The 21,221-nt window shown below is 36.3% G+C and carries 20 protein-coding genes and 1 tRNA gene; 9 read left to right on the forward strand and 12 right to left on the reverse strand.

From position 1 onward, the window contains the following. Window positions 1–11: 11 nt before the first annotated feature. From rsmI to GFO_RS15855, 6 genes are all read left to right on the forward strand, one after another. Window positions 12–683 (forward strand): 16S rRNA (cytidine(1402)-2'-O)-methyltransferase, encoded by a 672-nt coding sequence (rsmI, locus tag GFO_RS15835; RefSeq protein ID WP_011711198.1) that lies wholly within the window; start codon window positions 12–14, stop codon window positions 681–683. A 4-nt stretch (window positions 684–687) separates the two neighbouring features. Then, on the forward strand, window positions 688–1,254 hold the full coding sequence (locus GFO_RS15840) for a uracil-DNA glycosylase family protein (RefSeq protein ID WP_011711199.1): 567 nt from the start codon (window positions 688–690) through the stop codon (window positions 1,252–1,254). An 87-nt stretch (window positions 1,255–1,341) separates the two neighbouring features. Beyond that, window positions 1,342–2,535 carry an ATP-binding protein gene (locus GFO_RS15845; RefSeq protein WP_011711200.1) on the forward strand — a complete coding sequence of 398 codons (1,194 nt, stop codon included), beginning with the start codon at window positions 1,342–1,344 and terminating at the stop codon, window positions 2,533–2,535. A gap of 48 nt (window positions 2,536–2,583) precedes the next feature. Next, window positions 2,584–4,278, forward strand: coding sequence for a single-stranded-DNA-specific exonuclease RecJ (gene recJ, locus GFO_RS15850; protein WP_011711201.1), 1,695 nt, complete (start codon window positions 2,584–2,586; stop codon window positions 4,276–4,278). Window positions 4,279–4,341: 63 nt separating this feature from the next. Continuing rightward, window positions 4,342–4,479 (forward strand): hypothetical protein, encoded by a 138-nt coding sequence (locus GFO_RS17780; protein ID WP_158308633.1) that lies wholly within the window; start codon window positions 4,342–4,344, stop codon window positions 4,477–4,479. Window positions 4,480–4,546: 67 nt separating this feature from the next. Then, window positions 4,547–4,789, forward strand: a complete 243-nt coding sequence (locus GFO_RS15855) for a type II toxin-antitoxin system Phd/YefM family antitoxin (protein WP_011711203.1) — start codon at window positions 4,547–4,549, stop codon at window positions 4,787–4,789. A gap of 28 nt (window positions 4,790–4,817) precedes the next feature. On the opposite strand, the gene GFO_RS15860 is transcribed toward GFO_RS15855, so the two are convergent. Together GFO_RS15860 and GFO_RS15865 are read right to left on the reverse strand one after the other, a co-directional pair. Further along, on the reverse strand, window positions 4,818–5,570 hold the full coding sequence (locus GFO_RS15860) for a UDP-2,3-diacylglucosamine diphosphatase (RefSeq protein ID WP_011711204.1): 753 nt from the start codon (window positions 5,568–5,570) through the stop codon (window positions 4,818–4,820). Between the two features lie 279 nt (window positions 5,571–5,849). Beyond that, a complete protein-coding gene (locus GFO_RS15865; protein ID WP_011711205.1) occupies window positions 5,850–6,302 on the reverse strand; it encodes a 6-pyruvoyl trahydropterin synthase family protein in 453 nt (150 codons plus the stop codon). 98 nt (window positions 6,303–6,400) lie between these two features. On the opposite strand from GFO_RS15865, the gene GFO_RS15870 reads away from it, so the two are divergent. Beyond that, window positions 6,401–7,054 carry a 2OG-Fe(II) oxygenase gene (locus GFO_RS15870; protein ID WP_011711206.1) on the forward strand — a complete coding sequence of 218 codons (654 nt, stop codon included), beginning with the start codon at window positions 6,401–6,403 and terminating at the stop codon, window positions 7,052–7,054. A gap of 110 nt (window positions 7,055–7,164) precedes the next feature. Here GFO_RS15870 and GFO_RS15875 read toward each other — a convergent pair whose 3' ends face one another. The 5 genes from GFO_RS15875 to GFO_RS15890 all read right to left on the reverse strand — a co-directional run bounded on the left by GFO_RS15875 (window position 7,165) and on the right by GFO_RS15890 (window position 10,210). Then, window positions 7,165–7,347, reverse strand: coding sequence for a hypothetical protein (locus GFO_RS15875; protein ID WP_011711208.1), 183 nt, complete (start codon window positions 7,345–7,347; stop codon window positions 7,165–7,167). After that, window positions 7,344–7,487: a hypothetical protein gene (locus GFO_RS17785; RefSeq protein ID WP_158308634.1), complete on the reverse strand. Its 144-nt coding sequence runs from the start codon at window positions 7,485–7,487 to the stop codon at window positions 7,344–7,346. Before GFO_RS17785 ends, GFO_RS15875 begins: the two co-directional genes overlap by 4 nt. 23 nt (window positions 7,488–7,510) lie before the next feature. Then, window positions 7,511–8,278 carry an enoyl-CoA hydratase/isomerase family protein gene (locus GFO_RS15880; RefSeq protein WP_011711210.1) on the reverse strand — a complete coding sequence of 256 codons (768 nt, stop codon included), beginning with the start codon at window positions 8,276–8,278 and terminating at the stop codon, window positions 7,511–7,513. Window positions 8,279–8,341: 63 nt separating this feature from the next. Next, window positions 8,342–9,670 (reverse strand): MATE family efflux transporter, encoded by a 1,329-nt coding sequence (locus GFO_RS15885; protein ID WP_011711211.1) that lies wholly within the window; start codon window positions 9,668–9,670, stop codon window positions 8,342–8,344. Between the two features lie 39 nt (window positions 9,671–9,709). After that, window positions 9,710–10,210, reverse strand: coding sequence for a GNAT family N-acetyltransferase (locus GFO_RS15890; protein WP_011711212.1), 501 nt, complete (start codon window positions 10,208–10,210; stop codon window positions 9,710–9,712). A 61-nt stretch (window positions 10,211–10,271) separates the two neighbouring features. On the opposite strand from GFO_RS15890, the gene GFO_RS15895 reads away from it, so the two are divergent. Continuing rightward, window positions 10,272–10,345 (forward strand) — tRNA-Ala (locus GFO_RS15895). A 37-nt stretch (window positions 10,346–10,382) separates the two neighbouring features. On the opposite strand, the gene GFO_RS15900 is transcribed toward GFO_RS15895, so the two are convergent. The 5 genes from GFO_RS15900 to GFO_RS15920 all read right to left on the reverse strand — a co-directional run bounded on the left by GFO_RS15900 (window position 10,383) and on the right by GFO_RS15920 (window position 20,074). Next, entirely contained in the window at window positions 10,383–11,279 is an 897-nt protein-coding gene (locus GFO_RS15900) for an alpha/beta hydrolase family protein (RefSeq protein WP_011711213.1), read from the reverse strand. Beyond that, window positions 11,266–14,022 carry a PD-(D/E)XK nuclease family protein gene (locus GFO_RS15905; protein ID WP_041250416.1) on the reverse strand — a complete coding sequence of 919 codons (2,757 nt, stop codon included), beginning with the start codon at window positions 14,020–14,022 and terminating at the stop codon, window positions 11,266–11,268. Before GFO_RS15905 ends, GFO_RS15900 begins: the two co-directional genes overlap by 14 nt. A gap of 63 nt (window positions 14,023–14,085) precedes the next feature. Further along, entirely contained in the window at window positions 14,086–15,504 is a 1,419-nt protein-coding gene (locus GFO_RS15910) for an OmpA family protein (protein ID WP_011711215.1), read from the reverse strand. A gap of 184 nt (window positions 15,505–15,688) precedes the next feature. Next, window positions 15,689–16,882, reverse strand: a complete 1,194-nt coding sequence (gene kbl, locus GFO_RS15915) for a glycine C-acetyltransferase (RefSeq protein WP_011711216.1) — start codon at window positions 16,880–16,882, stop codon at window positions 15,689–15,691. An 84-nt stretch (window positions 16,883–16,966) separates the two neighbouring features. Continuing rightward, window positions 16,967–20,074 (reverse strand): UvrD-helicase domain-containing protein, encoded by a 3,108-nt coding sequence (locus tag GFO_RS15920; protein WP_011711217.1) that lies wholly within the window; start codon window positions 20,072–20,074, stop codon window positions 16,967–16,969. A 175-nt stretch (window positions 20,075–20,249) separates the two neighbouring features. Here GFO_RS15920 and GFO_RS15925 point away from each other — a divergent pair, with 175 nt between their 5' ends. Next, the gene (locus GFO_RS15925) at window positions 20,250–20,858 is read left to right on the forward strand and encodes a superoxide dismutase (RefSeq protein WP_011711218.1); all 609 of its coding nucleotides are present in this window, start codon (window positions 20,250–20,252) and stop codon (window positions 20,856–20,858) included. The last annotated feature ends 363 nt before the right edge of the window (window positions 20,859–21,221 follow it).

Consider the following 21,221-nt stretch of genomic DNA (forward strand, 5'->3'; position numbering starts at 1 on the left):
TAAAAGGATTTATGGGAAAATTGTTTCTCGTACCAACCCCAATAGGGAACCTGGAAGATATTACTTTTAGAGCGATAAGAGTTTTAAAGGAAGCCGATCTAATTTTAGCTGAAGATACGCGTAACAGTGGGAAGTTATTAAAGCATTTTGAGATCCAGACTCAAATGCACAGCCATCATATGCATAATGAGCATAAAACAGTAGAAGGAATCGTTTCAAGAATCCAGGCTGGAGAAACGATCGCTTTAATAAGCGATGCGGGAACTCCGGCTATTTCAGATCCAGGATTTTTGTTAACCAGGGCATGTGTAGAAGCCGGTGTTGAGGTAGATTGTCTACCCGGGGCCACCGCATTTGTTCCCGCACTTGTAAACAGCGGACTTCCAAACGATAAATTTGTATTTGAAGGTTTTCTTCCTGTAAAAAAGGGAAGACAAACTCGTTTAAAGATTCTGGCCGAGGAAACCAGAACAATCGTTTTTTATGAATCTCCGCATAAATTAATTAAAACTTTAGGCCATTTTACCGAATATTTTGGTGAAGATAGACGGGTTTCAGTTTCCAGGGAAATCACAAAAATGCATGAAGAGACTATTCGTGGGACAGCTTTGGAAGTACTTCAGCATTATACAGATAATCCACCAAAAGGTGAAATTGTGATCGTAGTAGAAGGAAAATCCTGATATTTTGGAAGATCTTTTGTGTACTATTAGAGACTGTAAGGTTTGTAAAAATCATCTTCCGATGGGTGCGAGACCCATCATTGAAGCTGCTAAAAACTCAAAAATTGTATTGATTAGTCAGGCACCCGGTAGGATTGTTCACGAATCTGGTATTGCCTGGAACGATCAAAGCGGTAAAAAACTAAGAGAATGGCTGGGTGTAAACGAAAATATTTTTTATAAGGTAGATAACTTTGCGGTGCTCCCTATGGGCTTCTGCTATCCCGGAAAAGCTAAAACCGGCGATCTGCCCCCACGAAAAGAATGTGCCCCATTATGGCATGATGTTGTATGGAGTGAGTTCAAGAATGTACAGCTAAAAATCATTATCGGTTCGTATGCCGCAAATTATTATCTGGGAAAAGAGCAGAATCTTACTGAGAAAGTTCAGGATTATAAACGATTTCTCCCTGAATTCTGGACACTCCCTCATCCTTCACCGGTAAATAGATTTTGGCGAATGAAAAACCCATGGTTTGAAGAGGGCGTTGTTCCTAAACTTCAGGATAAAATTGCTGAAATTTTAAAATGAAATAATGTTCTTTACAGGAACATTATTTTACAATTTTTGTTCTTATTGATAACAAAATAAATTATATTTGTTATCAATAAGAACAAAATGGAAGAGCTTTTATTATTTCAACAAATATTACTCGAAGGTATTTCCAATAAGACTAGATATCTTTTAGATAAAATAGATTGGTCTAATAGGCTTATCGCTATAAAAGGTGCTAGGGGAACAGGGAAAACAACCCTGCTTTTACAAAGACTTGGTAGGCAGTCTTCTAATAACAGCGAAATGTTATATGCTACTTTAGATGATCTTTATTTTCTGAAAAGCAGTCTTATAGATCTAGCAAAGGAATTCACTTTAAACGGGGGTACCCATTTATTTTTGGATGAAGTCCATAAATATCCCTACTGGTCCCGGGAATTAAAATTAATATACGATCGCTATCCTAAATTGAATATTGTATTCACTTCATCCTCTATGCTTGAAATATATAAAGGAGAGTCAGATTTAAGCAGACGGGCAGTTACTTATGAACTTAATGAACTTTCCTTTCGGGAGTTTTTGGAATTTGGTTATGATATAGAATTACCGGTCTTCCAGCTGGAGGAAATTCTCGATCATCATCAAAATATCTCCAGAGAAATAATTCAAAAACTGGATAGTCCGGTTAAATATTTTCAAGAGTATCTGCAATATGGCTGTTATCCTTATTTTCAGGAAGGTCGCGAAGTATATTTGGGAAAATTATTGCGTACAGCCAGTCTTATTATTGAAACAGATATGAATGTAGTAGAGGGTATCGTATATGAAGATAGTCTCAAAATAAAAAAATTACTGGTTGCTATTGCACAAAGCGCGCCTTTTACTCCAAATATTAGTAAACTCAGCGAGCGTTTGGGCATGAACCGTAAATTTCTTATTCAGGCTATCCGATTATTGGAAAGTGCACATTTGATAATGCAGTTTTTTAAACCGGGAAAGGGGATAGGAACATTTACAAAACCTGAAAAATTATACCTTAACAATCCTAATCTGGTGGTTGCACTTGGAGAAACTAAAGCCGAAAAAGGTACCTTAAGGGAAACTTTTTTTGCCAATCAAATAAGAAATTTTCATCAGGTAAATCTGGCTGAAAAGGGTGATTTTTTGATCGATGAAAAATTTATCTTTGAAGTTGGAGGGAAAAGTAAAAATAATAAACAAATCCAGAATATACCTAATTCGTTCGTAGTTAGGGATGATATTGAAGTGGGTGTCATGAACACGATCCCGCTATGGTTGTTTGGTTTTTTGTATTAAACTCGTTTAATTTTTTTGTAGAACTAAAATTATAAATTTTCAAACTATATGCGCTGGACCTTAAAACCCAAACCTGACCCTATAACTGTAAATTCATTGGCAGAGAAGTTAGGAATTGGAATTCCGGTTGCAAAACTGCTTGTTCAACGAGGCATTTCAAGCTTTAAAGAAGCTAAAAAATTCTTTCGTCCGGATCTAAAAGATCTCCATGATCCATTTTTGATGAAGGATATGGATAAGGCGGTAGATCGTATTGAAAAAGCCATAGAAAATGAGGAAAATATCATGGTATATGGCGATTATGATGTAGATGGCACTACAAGCGTTGCGCTTATGTCCTCATTCCTGAAATTCCGATATCCAAATGTGACCACTTATATCCCAGATCGTTATGAAGAAGGATATGGAGTTTCTTATAAAGGAATAGATTACGCTGCAGATAATGACATCAGCCTCATTATTGCTTTGGATTGCGGAATCAAGGCTATAGAAAAAGTTGCTTATGCAAAAGAAAAAGGAATAGATTTCGTGATTTGTGACCACCACCGTCCCGGTAGTGAAATTCCGAATGCCATTGCCGTATTAGATCCAAAACGGGAAGATTGTAGTTATCCTTATGATGAACTTTGTGGTTGTGGAGTAGGCTTTAAGCTGATTCAGGCAATCACTCAAAAGAATAATGAGCCAGAAGAAGTTTTATTGCCATATCTGGACCTGGTGGCCACCGCCATTGGTGCCGATATTGTACCTATTACGGGTGAGAATAGGATCCTGGCCTATCATGGGCTTCATGTGATCAACGTTGCTCCTCGAAAAGGAATTAAAAGTCTTCTTGGCGACCGCAAGAATGTTAGTATTACTGATGTGGTGTTTATTGTAGCGCCGCGAATTAATGCTGCGGGAAGAATGAAACATGGTCTTCATGCCGTAAACTTGTTAAGCGAGGAGGATGAAGCTATTTCAAAGAAATATGCTGAAGAAATTGAAATTTATAATACTGATAGACGAAGTGCCGATAAAACCATTACTGAAGAAGCAAAACAACAGATCATCAACTCTAAGGAAGAAGATCGCATTACCACCGTTGTTTATGACGAGAATTGGCATAAAGGCGTTATTGGGATTGTAGCTTCAAGACTAACAGAAACCTGGTATAGGCCGACACTGGTTTTTACCAAAAGTGGAGAAAGGCTGGCCGCTTCAGCAAGATCTGTCAAGGGATATGATGTGTATGAAGCTTTGGAAGGCTGTAAAGAACATATTGAGCAATTTGGTGGGCATAAGTATGCCGCCGGACTCACGCTTTTAGAATCTGAATACTTAAACTTCAAAAAGAAATTTGAAGAAGTAGTTTCTGAAACTATAGACAGAAACCTTTTAACACCTGAAATTGGTATTGATGCGGAATTAGATCTAAAAGATATAACCCCTAAATTTTACCGAATTTTAAAACAATTTGCCCCTTTTGGCCCAGGGAATATGTCTCCGGTGTTTATTAGTAGGGGATTGACAGATACTGGTTATGGGAAATGTGTGGGAGAAGATAAAACCCATTTAAAATGTCAGGTAAAACAAGAAGGTTCAAAAGCAACATTTGATGTTATTGGTTTTAACCTGGGAGAAAAATTGGACTTAATAAAAGATGGTAAAAAGTTTGATGCGGTTTATAGTCTGGATGAAAATACCTGGAATGGGAATACCAAAATTCAGTTGAAACTAAAGGATATTAGGGAAAGTGTTTAGGATTAATCAGCACAAATTTTTGTAATTGTTATAACATTGTTTCAAATTTATAAAAATTAGAAAATGGAATCGAATGCAGAGAATAAGTTGAGGGAAGGATGGGAAGAAATGATCAAGAAGGAAATTGAAACCAGCGGTCAGCCTGAAAAATTGATTCCTGATTTTTTTGAAGATGAAGAAACCGATGAGTGTAATGACTAAATCCTTATCAGATTTCGAGAGATACAATTAAAGTGCCTTTTTGAGTGCTTATTATTAAATTTGTAATATGAAAATCGTCAATTTTAGTAATTTTCGTTCAAACCTTAAATATTGGTTTGATAAGGTTGTGGATGATGTTAATGAATTAATTATCAAACGTAAAGGAGGAAAGGATCTTGTTTTGATATCCTTAGATGAATATAATTCATTAAAGGAAACTACTTATTTATTAAGTGGTAAAAACAGGGAAGTTTTATTGAATTCTATTAATGAATTGGAAAGAAGAAAGTCTGATAATAGCCGCCTGTAGATATCATTATGGAAAATAGAGCTTTAACTTATAATTTCTGTAAGCTTGTTATTTTCCCATCAAAAACCGCATAGGTATAATGACTTATCCAGTCGCCGGTGTTGATATATTTGGATTTTTCGTTAAGGTCTATTTCTAATGGTAAATGCCGGTGACCAAATAAAAAGTAATCGTAATGCTTTTTTTCAAGTTTTCTTCTGCAGTATTGGATTAGCCATTCCTTATCTTCTCCTAAAAACTTCTGATCTTCATCTCCCGAGATCATTTTATTTTTTACTGAAAAGTATTGTGCGAGGGGAACACCAAGATCTGGATGCAACCACCTGTAAAGCCATTTGGAAAGCGGATTGGTAAAGACCTTTTTCATTCTTTTGTAGCCTTTATCTCCGGGCCCCAGGCCGTCACCATGGCCTACTAAAAAAGTTTTATTATTGAATTCAAATTCTTTAGGCTGATGATAAACAGGAATATTTAATTCTGTTTTAAAATAATCGTTCATCCACAAGTCATGATTTCCCACAAAGAAATAGATAGGAATTCCGCTGTCTTTTATTTCTGCCAGTTTCCCAAGCGTTCTAACAAAACCTTTGGGAACCACATGTTTATATTCAAACCAGAAATCAAAAAGATCTCCTAATAAAAAAATAGCCGCAGCATCTTTTTTTATCTCATCCAGCCATTTCACAAATACAGCTTCCCTTCTTCGGCTTTCTTCCATAGTGGGTGCGCCAAGATGATTATCGCTTGAAAAGTATATTTTTTTGCCTGGCAGGATATTCATAAATGCTTTGTTCGGGGGTAAAGATATGGAAATATCAATATTTGCAGAATGTCAACCTGAATAATATATCATCTCGACCCAAGGGAGAGATCTCTTTTGAGTCAGAATTGTGCATGAGATTTCTCATTCGCTAAGCTCGTCGAATTGACATTTGGTAAATTGAGATTGCTTCGCTGCACTCGCAATGACTCTAAAGAGCATTGCGCAAGGGATAGCAGCGGTTAGCTCCCGCTTTTCGCGGGACTATGAGCGAATAGCCCGACCCGTAAGGGTTGCGCACTAAGTATTATCACTCGCATACCACTCTGCAAAAGAGGTTTCAGTTTCCTGCAATTTTAGGGAATGTAAATTAATATGTGTAGGAAGGTGTTTTTTAATCTTTTCAGCGAAATCTATTACCATATTTTCGCTCGTAGGCTGATATTCTACCAGGATCACGTCATGCCCTCGATCTTTCAATTCGTTTGCAAGTTCCACGTGAGGAGTGTTTTTATTGAAAACAGTAGCATGATCAAACTGGTCTACAATTTCAGATTTCACGATCTTTTTGAGGTCTCCGAAATCTATCACCATCCCGAATTTCACATGTTCGCTATCGGTAATAGGGGTACCAATTACCGTAACACTTAACTTATAGCTGTGACCATGCACATTGCGACATTTTCCGTCGTAGCCGTAAAGGGCGTGACCGGTTTCGAATGAAAATTGTTTGGTGATTCTAATTTTGCTCATTTCAGCATGTTTTGGTGCAAAGATAAGTGATTTTTCAAGCCTTTATTTTAACAGTTTCAATTTCTTTTCTAGCCTATATTTGTCAAATAATACATGTTATGTTGCAAACAGGAACAGAGCTTTTTGAACAAATGGAATTCAAAGAAAATCCGCTATATGAGCAGATTATTCAGGATATTCTGGAAAAGAAATACAGTATTGTTGATGGTTTCTTTGATTCGGCTGAGGTTGATATTCTTAGAGCGCATTTACTTGAAAAATATGAAGAAGATAATTTCAAGAAAGCGGCGATAGGGAATAAAACCAGTGAAGTTATTGCACGTTCTATTCGTGGGGATTTTATTCTCTGGATCAATGAGGCCGATGCGGGAACAGCCGAAAAAATCTATTTTAACAAGATAAATTCTCTGGTAGATTATCTAAATCGAACCTGTTTTATGGGGATTCTAACTAAGGAATTTCATTATGCAGTCTATCCTGAAGGAACTTTTTATAAGCGGCATCTGGATACCTTTCAGAATGACGGAAGAAGAAAACTTTCCATGGTTTGTTATCTAAACAATGAAGACTGGAAGCCGGAAAATGGCGGAGAACTAAGTATTTACACGAATGAAGGAGCTCGGGAAGAAGAAATAAAGATCTATCCTTTTCCGGGAAGAGTGGTGATCTTTGAAAGTCAGGAACTGGAACATGAGGTAAAACCTGTAAAAGTCCCACGTTTGAGTATTACAGGCTGGCTTAAAACCCGATAATTATTTTCGGAATTTCTTATAAACAAATACTCCAATAAGAACGAGGGCTAAAATTAGCCAAAATCCCATTCCGCTTAAAAAGCTTAAAAACTCCCAGGTATCCTGATCCATCAGTTCTTATATTTTCGTGAATTTCTAACATTCCATCGATAGCGGGCAAAAAAGAACAGAGCCAGAAGCACAATAATTCCCAGCAAATACCAGAAGTTTTCTGTTATGAACTCTTGAATAGTCCATCCCCATTCCTGTACTTCATTAGGATCTTTATCTTTTGGTAAATGTTCCTGTATCATGGTTTAACCTTTAAATTTTTTCTCATAACAATGGCAACGATCAATCCAATTAGTAAGCCTGCTATTAGATATATATTATCTCCTACAAAACTGCCAATATCGTATCCGAATTGATAGGCTTTATCTCCTTGTGACTGCAAAACCAAGCTATTTAATAACATCTTTACTTTTTAAATTTAGCCAACGCTTTCTTTGTAAAGTCTGAAAGTACTAATTCTCCGGAAACTGCAGCCCTTTCGTTTAAAAGTTCTGACCAATGATCAGTGTTTTTCCAAAAGATCTTCTTCATTTCTAAAAGCGCTTGTGGATTGTAAGAGGCTAATTTTTCAGTAAAAATCGATATCTCATTATCCAGATCTTTAGCAGATTCAAAGACCTTAGCATATAGCCCTTTTTCTTTCGCCCAATAGGCATTTTTCCATTCATGTGCTGCAAGGCTTAATTCAGCTAAAGCATCTACACCCATTTTTCTTTCAACAGCGGGAGCGATGACAAAAGGTCCTATTCCTATACTTAATTCAGAAAGTTTTATAGCTGCCGCATCTGTAGCCATGGCATAGTCACAGGCGGCAACCAGACCTACGCCTCCACCAACTGTTTTTCCCTGAACACGACCCACGATGAGTTTTTTACACTTCCTCATAGCATTGATCACATTGGCAAAGCCGGAGAAAAATTGCTTTCCGGTTTCCAGATCTTCAATTTCAATCAATTCATTAAAGGAAGCGCCGGCACAAAAGGCTTTTTCTCCTTCAGATTTAAGCAGGATCACATTCACTTCCTCATTTTCTGAAAGTTGGTTGATCTCTTTCTCCAACCTGTCTAAAAGCACTGAAGGAAAAGAATTACTTGCGGGATGGCCAAATTCTACAGTAGCGATCTTATTTTCAATATTGGTATATAAGCTTCCGTTTTCGCGGCTGGTAGTCATAAATAGTCAGTTTTTATCAAAGTTAAGGATATTGAAGTAAAGCGAAAGACTCCTTAACAGAATCTAAACTTCCTTCTGTAGATATTTCCTTCGGAAATAAATAACCAGCGTACTACTTCTTATAAGCATCCAGACGAAAAAAGCGATCCAGATTCCGTATAATTTCAATCCGAAATAATCTGAAATAAGCAGGGCAGGTGTAAACCCCAGAAAAGTTGCTACTAAAAGTACATTTCGTAAGTATTTCGCTTCTCCGAGGCCTTTAAATATTCCGTCGAACATAAAGGCAATCGCATTGATTGGTTGCATAAGAAGAACAATCCAGAATACAGAAGAGAATAATGCCAGGACACTGGTTTCTTTATTAAATAAAAGTCCAATTTCATCATAAAACAAAGCGCAAATTCCCATTAGAATAAGGGCTATAAAAACGGCATATTTGCTAATTTTTTTGCTCAACTCCCATAGATTCTTATAATCTAATGCTCCCAAGAGTTTTCCGCCAATCGCATTTCCCGCATTCGCATACCCATCAATAAAAAAACTGAAGAAGAGCCAGATATTCATTAAGATACTTTGTGCAGCAATATAATTTTTACCGTAATCTGTAGCATATGCGTTAGCCAGGTAGATCGCAAAATTTAAAGCGGCGGTGCGAACAAAAAGATTTGCGGCCATAAGCAGGAGACCTTTCATTCGTGGATTAATATTAAAACTCAGTTTTAAATGAAACGGTGTCTTTTTGAAGAAAAACCATAGCGCCATAATTAACATGGTTCCCTGGGCGGCAAGACTGGCGTATGCAGCTCCTTTAAGGTGCATTGGAGGAATTAGTCCATCCACTCCATAAACCAGCAAAAAATCCAGTGCAACATTTACTGCAGCTCCAGCGAGACTACACTTCATAGCCCAAAGTGTATTTTGCAATCCTCTAAACACTCCAAAGATGGCAAAAGTAACCAGCGTTAAAGGATAGCCTAAAGCTCGAATTTGATAATAATCTTCAGAATACTGTAAAATCAGTCCGTCTGCATTGTAAGCACTGAAAATAGCTTCAGCAAAAAATGCGGTGAGGCCGTAAATAAGTAAGCTAAATAGAAAATTGAAAAAGATCGCCTGCGGAACGAGTGTTTTTACCGCATGTAGTCTATTTGCCCCCAGGTGTTGGGAAACAATGGCTGAAATTGCTGTTTTTGTCTGGGCTACGATCCAGATGATCGCAGAGAGAAAGGAACCCACGATTCCAGCGGCAGCAAGCGCTTCAATAGAGTTCTCGTCTACATTTCCGATAACAGCGATATCGGTTAAGGAAATGAGCGGCTCGGCAATTCCTGCAATGATAGCGGGAATCGCGATCTTATTGATACTTTTAAAACTGACTGAATTATCCAAGAATGCTTAAACTGAAAGGTAAATATAAAATCCCCTGAATTAAATAAGCAATTCGTAACAATAAAAAGGATGTGCGCTTTGCTTCGGAAAATAGATATCACCCAGGCGCTGATATCCTCGGGTCTCGTAAAATTTTTGATTTCGCTTATTCTGACTGAAAGTATCTAGTCTTACCGATTCAAAATGATGTTTCCGAGCATAGTTTTCAGCAAAATCCATGAGTTTTTGCGCGAAACCTTGCCCCCAGAAATCTGGATGTGTTGCCAGGCGGTGTATATAGATGTTATTATCAGTTTCGCTCAGCCATTTAATAGGAATGTATTCTTCATCCCGGACTTTGGTAATTACAATAATTCCTAAGATATTTTTATTCTTCTCCAGAACGTAAAGCTCCTCTTTCAAAATATCATTGCGAAGCTTTTCAATGGAAGGATAATGTTCGTTCCATTGAAAGATATCTTTCTTTATCATGGCCTTTGCACAGGCTTCGGTTAGCTTTTTCACCTCTGGAAGATTCGTAATATTGGCCTTTTTGATCATTTTAAAGAGAAAAAATAAACATTTCTATATTTGGGAAAAATTGTTACATTTGCCCCTAGTCGGGGGATTAGCTCAGTTGGCTAGAGCGTTTGGCTGGCAGCCAAAAGGTCATCGGTTCGACTCCGATATTCTCCACAAAAAAACCACTGTTTCTGCAGTGGTTTTTTTATTTCTAATCGTCATCAGATTCTCCATATTCATCCCATAAAGATTTGGAATCAGTCTTTAGGAAATCAATACTCTTTTTGATCACGTGTTTAAATTCCTTCGGAAGTTCTTGTTCTTCCCATGGATGTTCAGTTCCAAAAACATGATCGGCATTTTCAACTAGTAATAGCTTTGGTGCCGGGCTCCATTCAAATAAATTTCCTGCTTCTCCAATAGAAACGCTGGTATCACTACTTCCGTGAGCGATTAAATGCGGAATTTGAAGTTTCTTTGCCGCCTTTTTTATATTTAGACGCTCTTTGTTTTCTTTAAAGTTCTTATAAAACTGGTAATGATGAGGTAATTGCTGACCTGTTCTTGTGTTTTTAATATACCGTACACCTTTTTTCTCCCATGCTTCAAGTTCCTTAGTTTCGGGAAAACGGGAAGCAAAGTCTGAAACAGAAGCGAGCGTAATAACTTTTGTAATCCTTTTATCTTCAGCAGCCTTTAGAACAACAATACCTCCCCCTCTTGAATGGCCAATAAGATTAATATTATCTGGCTTAATTTGTTTAGCGAACTTAAAGTCGGGTAGAAGTGTCCAATCTATTACAGATTGCAGATCATCTAATTCAATAACATAATTATTATCACCAAAGGCTTCAATATTTAGAAATTTTGTAGGGTTCTCTGCATCAGTACCGTTATGGCTAAAATTGAATTTAAGGAAGAAAAAGCCTTCGTCAGCAATTTGCTCACCCATTTTATCCCATGCACCCCAGTCTTTAAAACCTTTGTAGCCATGACAAAAAATAACGATTGGTTTTGGTTTACCATCGTCCTTAAAAATAATATCGGCTGCTATAGGTTTATTGTGTTTGCCATCTATGACAATATTCTTTTCTCTAGAAACTTCCATATTTCTTTTTTATTTCCTTTTCTATAAATGGAATCTCCGGATTACAGATTTCCATAATTAAATTCTTTAATTCATTTTGGAACATTTCTAAAGTTTCCCCAGTAATTAAAGAGTCTTTTTGTCGTGTTCCAGCTTCTCTTTTTTCAAACTTTAAAAATCCTGACTTTAAATTTTTAAAGGAAACAATCCCTGCTTCGGCGGGGAATTTAAGACCTTTCTCGAGCGCAATCAAGGAGGCGTAAGTTAAAACCTGAAAACTTTTTGAGTAATTGTCATAATCTTTTGTTATTTCCCCCCAATCAGTGACATTCAGATTTCTAGACTCCACTTTTCCGGTCTTATAATCTATAATTCTGGGGGTAGATTTAGAATTTTCAAAGCGGTCTACTTTTCCGCGAAGATAAACCGAAAAAGGCAATTTTTCGATAGGAAGTTTTACTTTGAGGTCTTTTTCGATTTGAATTATTTGAATCTCTTCTCCTTGTTTTAATCTTTTTAATTCGAATCTCAGGAAATTGTGCAGATAGCGTTTGGCGACTTCAAAAATTAAAAGGTTTTTTCCCTTCTCCAGTGGTATTTTGCTGTAGGTTTTAGAGAATTCATTTGCGATTTCACGATCTGCAATTTTTATAAAACCCTGAATAATCTCTTCAGTAATTAATTTTCCTTCATAAGGTTTATAGAGATTTTCCAGAGCATCATGAACTACCGTACCTAAAGTATTGAAAGCTACTGTTTCCTCAACTTCTTCCTGATCCCTGACTCCCAGAACATATTGATGATAGAAATCAAGCGGATTCCTGATATAAGTAGTAAGTGCCGAAGGGGAAAACCCGGAATTTGCCAGGGACTTCAATTTGTCCATGATTTCAGGAGTTTTCCTTACCTCTTTCAGATTCTTGTTAATTCCTGGTACTTCGGGACTAATGAGTAGTTTTCTAAGAGTATGAGTTTTAAGATTTTCAATTTCCAGTTGGGTTATGAACCTGCTCTTTTCACCGGAATTTAAACCATCTGCCTCCGTGTTATAAAGCAAATACACATTTTTAGCCCTTTGTAGCAATCTGTAGAAATGATAGGTATATACAGCGTCTTTTTCCCGGTAAGTAGGGAGTTTGTATTCCTGTTTAAGATCATAAGGAATAAAAGAATTATCAGATTTTCCCGCGGGCAAAACTCCTTCATTCAATGAAGTGATAATTACCGTTTCAAAATCTAATGCCCGGGATTCCAGCATTCCCATTAATTGAAGACCCTGAAATGGTCTTCCCTGAAAATCCAGGGTTTCGGTGCCTACCATCTCTCTATAAAATCCATAAAGCGATTTTATTGTTTTAAGATGGGGATAGGTTTCATTAAGGTTTTGCAGTTTATTAAAAAGAATATGGAAATGGTATAGAAACTCCAGAGCGATTTTGTCTTCTTCCTTTTTTAAATGGGTTTTTAGATTCTGAATTATCTGCTGAACATCTGAAATGAATATTGAAACAGCGTCATTTTTTGGGTTGAAGCAGGCAGTAATCAGTTCTTTTATTTCGGTTGGAAAAGAGGAAATAATCTTTTTGGGTTCTAAATAGATCAGGTTTTCTGAATTTATTTTGATTATTAACTCTTCAGCATAATTTTTCAGAATAGGATTAAAAGATGGATGGTTAATGATTGAAATTACATCCTTATAATAATAGGTATCCGTCTTATTAATATGAATTTGGAAAAGACTTTCGAAAAGTGAATTTATAGGGGCATTTTTCACCGGAAACCCCATAGTGATATTCAAATCCTGTATTTCCTCCGGTAATGAATTTAAGACAGGTAAAAGTAACTCCTCTTCACCAAGAACAATGGCGGTATTTTCCAGTTGGGCGGAGTTAAGATTAGTCAATATTTCTCCAAGGTATTTTGCCTGGCCAATATTTTTAGGAACTCCTATTAGTTCAAATTGTTTTTCTTTTCCAAAGTTCTCTGATAATTCATTTGGTTCATTATCCTGGTAATATTTCCAGTTCTTAAAATAATCTCTAATGAAAATAGAGGCTCCATGAGCTGGATCTTTGTAGAAAGTTTTATCCAAATCCCAGTAAATTTCAGCTAATTTGGTTTCTAGTAAATTTTGAATAATTAATTGTTCGGAAGCGTTCAAGGCATTAAAACCTATAAATACATGTTTTTGCTTGTGAGTTGCCGCATAGTCGGTGATGTTTTCTGCAGCCTTTCTGTAAATAAGGCCTTGATATCCCTGGTTTTTAGAAAGTAATTTCCTGGACAGTGCCTCGTAAAAACCAGGTAGATTTTTCCAGAATTTCAAGTATCTCTTAATTAGGTCGGTTTTTTCATCTTTCAAATACCAGTGATTTATATCCTGAATTCCGGCTAAGTAGTTAAAAAATGGTTTATAATCAATGAGGTAACGATCAATTTCATTAAAGTCATGGATAAGGTTTTGAGCCCAGGTTATAAAGGTTTCAAAGTCTTCCAGGCTATTTTCTTCAGTTAGATCTTCATATACATCATAAAATTCGAAAAGACTGGAAGTATTATCTATAGATTCCAGACCCGAGACGACTTCAGTAAATTCTTCAATGCTATAAATAGTAGGAGAAAACAGGTTTTTATCTGAGATGGAAGAGAGCTCTTTGATAAGATAGGATCCAGCTCTTTTACTGGGAAGTATAAAGGTAACTTCAGATAAAGGAGTGCCTGAATTTTTAAGTTTCTGTAGAACTTCGCGTATAAATGATTCCATACGCCTAAAATAAAAAACGCCCCGCAATGCGGGGCGTTTTCTGTTATGATTTATTCAGAAAGATTATTTTTTGTCTTTAGACTTATCTTTCATCTCTTTGTCTTTGTCAAGAGAAATTTCAACACGTCTGTTATCCTGTCTTCCTTTTGCAGTACTGTTAGTAGCAATAGGTTGAGTTTCACCGTAACCTTCAGAAGTTAATCTTTTTGCAGGAATACCGTTTTGCTCTAACCAAGTAGCTACAGATGCAGCACGCTCTTTAGAAAGTTTCATGTTATAAGAATCACTACCAGAACTATCTGTATGTCCCTCAATGTGGAAGATAGTAGTAGAATACTCATGCATGATATCATGGATTGATTGAAGTGCTTCTTCAGATTCTGGTCTGATAGTCGCTTTGTTCAAGTCGAAAAGTACAGTCTTAGAATACTCATTCAATTCAGAAATTACTTCAGCAGTTGGTTCTGGACATCCGTTAGATGCAGCAGGACCAGCTTCTTCTGGACAATCGTCATCTTTATCAAGAACTCCGTCACCGTCAGTATCAGCCCAAGGACATCCGTCGTTTTCAGCAGGACCAGCTTCGTCTGGACAGTTATCTTCATCATCTCTTACACCATCACCATCAGCATCTGGACAACCGTTCATTTCAGCAAGACCAGCAACTTCTGGACAATCATCATCAGGATCAGCTACACCGTCACCATCAGAATCAGGACATCCGTCAAATTCAGCAAGACCAGCTTCATTAGGACAAGCATCCTGACGATCTTCGATTCCATCACCGTCAGTATCAGGACAACCGTTGAATTCTTCTAGACCTGGTTGTTCTGGACATTCATCATCTTTATCATAAATTCCGTCACCGTCAGAATCAGTTCCTCCGAACATAAATTTGATTCCAGCAGCATGTTGGAAATGTTGAGCTCCATCAGTATCAAATGTATGCTTGTATTTAGATTCAAGTGTTAATGCAATGTTGTCTGAAAACCAAAAGTTAACTCCAGCCTTACCGTTTAAGGTAGGGTTGCTAAAATTCTCAAGGTCAGATCCGTCTTGATCACCAATCCAGGTATAACCACCACCAATACCAAGAACGGGATCAATCCACCCATCGTTAAGTAAAGCTCTAAGGCTATAATCTGCACTAAGATCAACAGCATAGTATGATAAATCTCCAACAGATCTATCTCCATACTTATCAATTTGGTTGATAGAACCACTTATTTCACCAACAAATCCAGCTCCAATATATCTGGATACAGATAATTTAGAAACCGCTGGTAGAATATTCCAGTGATCTCCAGTATTGAAGTATTCGTCGAACATACCGCCAAGAGGTGCGTCTTCACCAGTTGGGTAGAAGTCAACTGCATTGGTACCTATACCAATTGCCCATGGGTTGTCGGCATCCTGTGCCTGAACCGAAGTAAAGCCCAAAAACAGTAGTGAGGCCAGTACAATTTTGCTAAGATGTTTCATATTTAATAGTTTAGTTTTAAGTGTTAATTGTAAGCAAAAGTATATGCTTAATGCATATTAACAAAAGTAAAAATAATAAAGTTTTCTTAATTACAGCGCCCTTCCAAAGGATTTATAAGGTTTTTATTAACTGATTATCAACCGTTTTGGCGATGAATTAGAAAAATTTTAATGTGAAAAAAAATTAAATAACCTTTAATTCTTTTCCTACTTTCTTAAAAGCCGCAATAGCTTTGTCTAAATGTTCTTTATTGTGAGCGGCAGAAAGTTGCACTCTAATTCTAGCTTTTCCCTTAGGAACTACGGGATAAAAGAATCCAATCACATAAATTCCTTCTTCCAGTAATTTATCAGCCATGTCCTGAGATAATTTAGCATCGTGAAGCATTACTGGAACGATAGCTGCCTCTCCATCTATAATTTCAAAACCAGCTTCTTTAATTTCTTTTTTGAAATAAGCTGTGTTTTCCTTTAACTTTTTACGCAGACTATCATCATTTTTGAGCATATCAAATACTTTGATCGAAGCCCCTACAATAGAGGGTGCCAAAGAATTTGAAAACAAATAGGGTCTGGATCTTTGTCTTAAGATCTCAATGATCTCTTTTTTGGCAGTTGTATAACCGCCCATTGCACCACCGAGTGCTTTACCTAATGTTCCGGTAATAATATCTACCCGGTCTAAAACCCCTTTTTCTTCAGGAGTTCCAATTCCCTTCTCTCCTATAAAACCGGTAGCATGACATTCATCTATCATTACCATCGCATCATATTTATCTGCGAGGTCACATATTTTATCCAAAGGAGCTACTAATCCATCCATAGAAAACACACCGTCGGTAACAATTAATTTGAATCTGGCTCCTTTCTCATTCGCATCTATCAATTGTTTTTCCAGGTCTTCCATATTCCCGTTTTCGTAACGGTATCTGGCAGCTTTGCACAGTCTAACGCCGTCAATAATTGAAGCATGATTGAGAGAATCAGAAATTATGGCATCTTCTTTTGTTAATAGCGGTTCAAAAATCCCTCCGTTCGCATCAAAACAGGCAGCATAAAGTATCGTGTCTTCAGTTCCGTAGAAATCGGAAATCTTTTGTTCCAGTTCCTTGTGAATATCCTGAGTTCCGCAAATAAAACGTACGCTGGACATTCCAAATCCGTGGGTATCCATAGTATCTTTTGCGGCTTGAATTACTTCAGGATGTGAAGACAATCCCAGGTAATTATTAGCACAGAAGTTAATCACTTCCTGGCCTGATGCTATTTTTATAACGGCATCCTGAGGCCCGGTAATAATCCGTTCCCTTTTATAAAGTCCGTCATCTTTGATTTCTTCAATTTCCTTTTCTAAATGTTCTTTTATTTTTCCGTACATATTCGTTTATTTTTCTTCTAATTATTTTGCAACATAGTCAACATAAAATTATATACCGACTCAATTCACAAATTTAAACTTCTTTTATACATTCTTGATAAGAATAGGATTATTGGTATAGACCAACAAGCATTTATCTACATTATACCCCATTTCACTCAAAGCATCCGAATAATTTGAAATTTGCTTTGTATGAGTATCTACAAATCCTCCGGTTTTATAGTCGATAATAGTAATATTCTTTCCGTCGATATTTATCCTGTCTGGCCTTAAGCGTTTACCTTCTGTGGTGATAATCTCTTTTTCATTAAGATTTTTTGTTCCGCCGGTATAATATTGATGTAATTCTGGATGATTTATAATTCCTGAAATAAGATCTGTAATTTCTCTTTTAGATGCTTTAGTGATCATTCCTGAATTTATTGCCCAGATAACTGCTTTGTCAAGATCTGCAGAAGTATTGATTTGTGCCAGGATCTCATGAGCAATCTCCCCTTTCTCAATGGCTTCCTGTTGTTTAGAATCCCATAGCGAGCCAGATCTTGTAACAATATGCACGGCTTTATTTTGAGTGGAGGATGAGTAGTAATGCTTATTGGAAATACTAAAATTTCCGGCTTTTTTTGATTCAATTAATTTTTCTGAATCCCCAAATTCATATTTCAAGCTATCATTCCATTTACCAGTAGATCTGAGATAATTGATAAGTAGATCAGGAATATTGGGAGAATTCTTGGCTTTATCGTGATAATTGGAAAGAATATATAATTGTTGGGCAGCCCTGGTTGATGCAACATACAGTACATTTAACGTATCCAGTTCATTTTTGTAGATCAGGTCATTATATTTTGCTGCCGCATTCTCGTTCCAGTTGAGCATTTTCTGAGATGCGCTTACATAAGCGACAGGGATGTTTTCATCATTTATATTTAACCATAAATTATCATTTCTGGTATCCTGAAGGTCTGAATTTGCAAATGGATATATCACCACCGGGAACTCCAATCCTTTAGATTTATGAATGGTCATGATCTGCACCGCATTGTCTGTTTCGGGAACCACAATGCTGAGTTTATCTTTTTTCTGATCCCATTTTTCAAGAAAATCATTCAGACTGTTCGAAGTTTTTTGAGAGGTTTCAAAAACAAAATCCAGAAAGAATTGAATGTAAGCATCAGATTTTTCAACTAAATGAAAACTTTTAATGATATACTCAATAGATTCATATAAGGAGAGTCTTTTAAGCTGCTCCATTTCAAACTGAACATTATAATCTGAAAGCCAATCGAAGAATTCTGCTCCATTTTTTGGTAAATTTTGCAAAAGGATTTGATGAGTTTCTTCAGGAGCTACATAAGTTTCAGCTAAATAATCAAAAACCTGGAGTTTTAATTGGTCATCCTCAGAATTCACAGAGAATGCAAGGAGATTTACTATAAACTGGACTTTTTTCGATTGGGAAAGAAGCAAGGTTTCAGACGAAATTACTGAAATTGAATGCTCGTTTAGAAATTCGGCAATGGCTACACCTTCACTCTTTTTTCTGGTTAAAATGCAAATGTCTCTTCTGTTAAGGCCTTTTAAATCCAGGTTCTTTATGATTTCCAGGATCTTTTTAGGATAGATTTCAAATTCTTCCTCCCGGTTATCGGCTTCTACAAATTCAATATTCACATAACCGAAATCTCCTTTTTTAGGTTTTTGAGCAGACGCTTGAAAAAGCTCAGCATATTCTGGAAAACTAATTATAGATGCAGCAAACTGAAAAAAACTGTTATTGAAATTCACAATTTCAGAACCACTTCTAAAATTGTCGGGGAGATTTACCACCTTTTGTTCCGTTTGAAAAGGTGTTATCTTTAGGTTGCTAAGGTCTAATAATTGCTCAGCTCTTCCGCCACGCCACCTGTAAATACTTTGTTTGGCATCACCAACGAGCGTAAGTCCCGCAGCTTCGGCAGAATCTAACTTGTTGCCAATTAAAGGAATTAAATTTTCCCATTGCATAGTAGAAGTATCCTGAAATTCGTCTATAAAATAATGTTGATACCGTTCACCAAGCCGTTCATATATAAAAGGCACCGGTTGATCTTTTACCTGCTCACTAATTTTTGGATTGAATTCTGAGATAAGGACTAGATTTCTATCTTTTTTAATCTCTTGGACTTCACGGTTTATTTCATTTAATAAAGACAATTGTACCAGGTTTTTCCTTATTTCATTGAGAAATTCAATTTGGAAAAAAGCTTGCCTGGAAGCATTAAATATTTCGGCTATATCACTTTGAATAGAATCGAGAGCAATTTTAGCGACTTCACTTGCTTTCTTCGGATATAATGGCTGGTCTCCAATTTTTTCTGCCCATTTAGCATTAAAATTTACAGATGTATTTCCAGATTGAAGTTTTCTGAAATGTTTGGGCACATATTGCCCGCTAAAATCTGTTTCCTGGATGTCATTATTCTGTATAAGTTCAAAAAATGAATCTGCAGTAAGTTTTAATGTTTCTCCGGCAATTTTAATGTCAGATCGCAACTTCTTACCAAATTTCTCAAAATCCTCTAAGCTTTTATTCCTTAGTTGTTCAATAGGTTTTTGGTGGTTCTCATTAATTAAGAGTTTCGAAATACTAAAAAGATCCCGACTAATATCCCAGCTTTTATCGTCATCGGTTTTAGATAGCGTATAGTCTACAAGAACTTTTGTGAGTTTTTTATCTGAACCTGCACGACTAATCAAACTATCTACTGCTTCCAGTAAAATTTCATCGGCACTAAGTTCTACCTCAAAATTCATCGGGATGCCAAGATCTCGTGCAAAGGTTCTCAAAACCCTGTGTGTAAAACCATCGATAGTTGAAATTTCAAAAGCAGCATAGTTATGGATAATACTCTTTAAAATTTCAGCAGATTTAGTTCTGATGCACTCTGTTGAATACCCAGTTTCTTCAATAATTGCTTTTAAAAGCGGATTATTTTCTGAAGAAACTTCTGCTTTCGAGAATTCAGAAAGACTTTCTATGATCCTGGTTTTCATCTCTCCCACAGCTTTATTCGTAAAAGTTATCGCCAGAATATTTTTATATCGATCTCTTTTTTTAGAAGAATATAGTATGATGAGATATTCCTTTACGAGGGTAAAGGTCTTGCCCGAGCCAGCAGAGGCATTATAAATAGTAAAAGAGTTTTTCAAAGAAATATTATTATCTAAATTAACTACAATTGTGAAACTTTAAATTTAAAATAAAAATGACTTTTAATGTGTAGATGCTTTTAAGTATTTTATAACACTAAATAATTTCCATTAAATACCTGAATAGCTAAATTTGGGTGAGTTTAAGTACTAATCACTAAAAAATCAGATAATTATGTCTTTTGAATTACCAAAATTAAAATATGCTTTTGATGCATTGGAGCCACATATAGATGCGAAAACTATGGAAATTCACCATGGTAAGCACCATGCGGGTTATACTAAGAAACTAAATGCCGCAATCGAAGGAACCGATATGGATGGAAAAAATATCGAGAACATTTTGAAAAATCTTGATAAGTCTAATAAAGCAGTTCGTAACAACGGTGGTGGATTTTACAATCACAGTTTATTCTGGGAAATTATGTCTCCTGATGGAGGTGGAAAGCCAGAAGGTGAACTTGCAAGCGCGATAGATGCTGCTTACGGTTCTTTTGAAGCTTTTAAGGAAGAATTTTCAAAAGCTGCGGCAGGACAGTTTGGTTCTGGATGGGCTTGGCTTTGTGTACATAACGGAGGTAAAGTAGAAGTTTGCTCAACTCCAAATCAGGATAATCCACTTATGCCAGAAGTAGGTTGTGGTGGAGCTCCAATTTTAGGACTTGATGTTTGGGAACATGCTTATTATTTAAATTATCAAAATAAGCGTCCAGAATATATTGATGCCTTCTTTAATGTAATAGACTGGAAAGAAGTTTCAAGTAGATATGCTAAGGCAAAATAATATTATTAAAACTATTTATATAGCATAGAAAAGGCCGCAGATGCGGCTTTTTTTATGCACTTATCTGAGTTAACGCCATAAAAAAAGGCGGAATAAATTCCACCTTTCTTTGCCCCAAATCTACCATGAACTTAACCTACTTATGCTATGGTACAATAAATATATATCGAATTATCTTCTGAAATTTAATTTTTAGACGAAATACCCAGATATTAGTTAAATAGCTGTTTTTTAGTTTTTTGAGTGTTTGATCGATTAATTTTCTGGTTATAACTAGTTGATACTTCATTTTATGTCATAAAAAAAGGCGGAATTAAAATTCCACCTTTTTTTGCCCCAAATCTACCATGAACTTAACCTACT

The sequence above is a fragment of the Christiangramia forsetii KT0803 genome (assembly GCF_000060345.1).
Classification (GTDB): Bacteria; Bacteroidota; Bacteroidia; order Flavobacteriales; family Flavobacteriaceae; genus Christiangramia; species Christiangramia forsetii.

Excerpts from the sequence above, each read along its gene's own strand:
- rsmI (WP_011711198.1), top strand. The coding sequence starts at position 12 with ATGGGAAAATTGTTTCTCGTACCAACCCCAATAGGGAACCTGGAAGAT.
- GFO_RS15845 (WP_011711200.1), top strand. The coding sequence starts at position 1,342 with ATGGAAGAGCTTTTATTATTTCAACAAATATTACTCGAAGGTATTTCC.
- recJ (WP_011711201.1), top strand. The coding sequence starts at position 2,584 with ATGCGCTGGACCTTAAAACCCAAACCTGACCCTATAACTGTAAATTCA.
- GFO_RS17780 (WP_158308633.1), top strand. The coding sequence starts at position 4,342 with ATGGAATCGAATGCAGAGAATAAGTTGAGGGAAGGATGGGAAGAAATG.
- GFO_RS15855 (WP_011711203.1), top strand. The coding sequence starts at position 4,547 with ATGAAAATCGTCAATTTTAGTAATTTTCGTTCAAACCTTAAATATTGG.
- GFO_RS15860 (WP_011711204.1), bottom strand. The coding sequence starts at position 5,570 with ATGAATATCCTGCCAGGCAAAAAAATATACTTTTCAAGCGATAATCAT.
- GFO_RS15865 (WP_011711205.1), bottom strand. The coding sequence starts at position 6,302 with ATGAGCAAAATTAGAATCACCAAACAATTTTCATTCGAAACCGGTCAC.
- GFO_RS15870 (WP_011711206.1), top strand. The coding sequence starts at position 6,401 with ATGTTGCAAACAGGAACAGAGCTTTTTGAACAAATGGAATTCAAAGAA.
- GFO_RS15875 (WP_011711208.1), bottom strand. The coding sequence starts at position 7,347 with ATGATACAGGAACATTTACCAAAAGATAAAGATCCTAATGAAGTACAG.
- GFO_RS15880 (WP_011711210.1), bottom strand. The coding sequence starts at position 8,278 with ATGACTACCAGCCGCGAAAACGGAAGCTTATATACCAATATTGAAAAT.
- GFO_RS15890 (WP_011711212.1), bottom strand. The coding sequence starts at position 10,210 with ATGATCAAAAAGGCCAATATTACGAATCTTCCAGAGGTGAAAAAGCTA.
- GFO_RS15900 (WP_011711213.1), bottom strand. The coding sequence starts at position 11,279 with ATGGAAGTTTCTAGAGAAAAGAATATTGTCATAGATGGCAAACACAAT.
- GFO_RS15905 (WP_041250416.1), bottom strand. The coding sequence starts at position 14,022 with ATGGAATCATTTATACGCGAAGTTCTACAGAAACTTAAAAATTCAGGC.
- GFO_RS15910 (WP_011711215.1), bottom strand. The coding sequence starts at position 15,504 with ATGAAACATCTTAGCAAAATTGTACTGGCCTCACTACTGTTTTTGGGC.
- kbl (WP_011711216.1), bottom strand. The coding sequence starts at position 16,882 with ATGTACGGAAAAATAAAAGAACATTTAGAAAAGGAAATTGAAGAAATC.
- GFO_RS15925 (WP_011711218.1), top strand. The coding sequence starts at position 20,250 with ATGTCTTTTGAATTACCAAAATTAAAATATGCTTTTGATGCATTGGAG.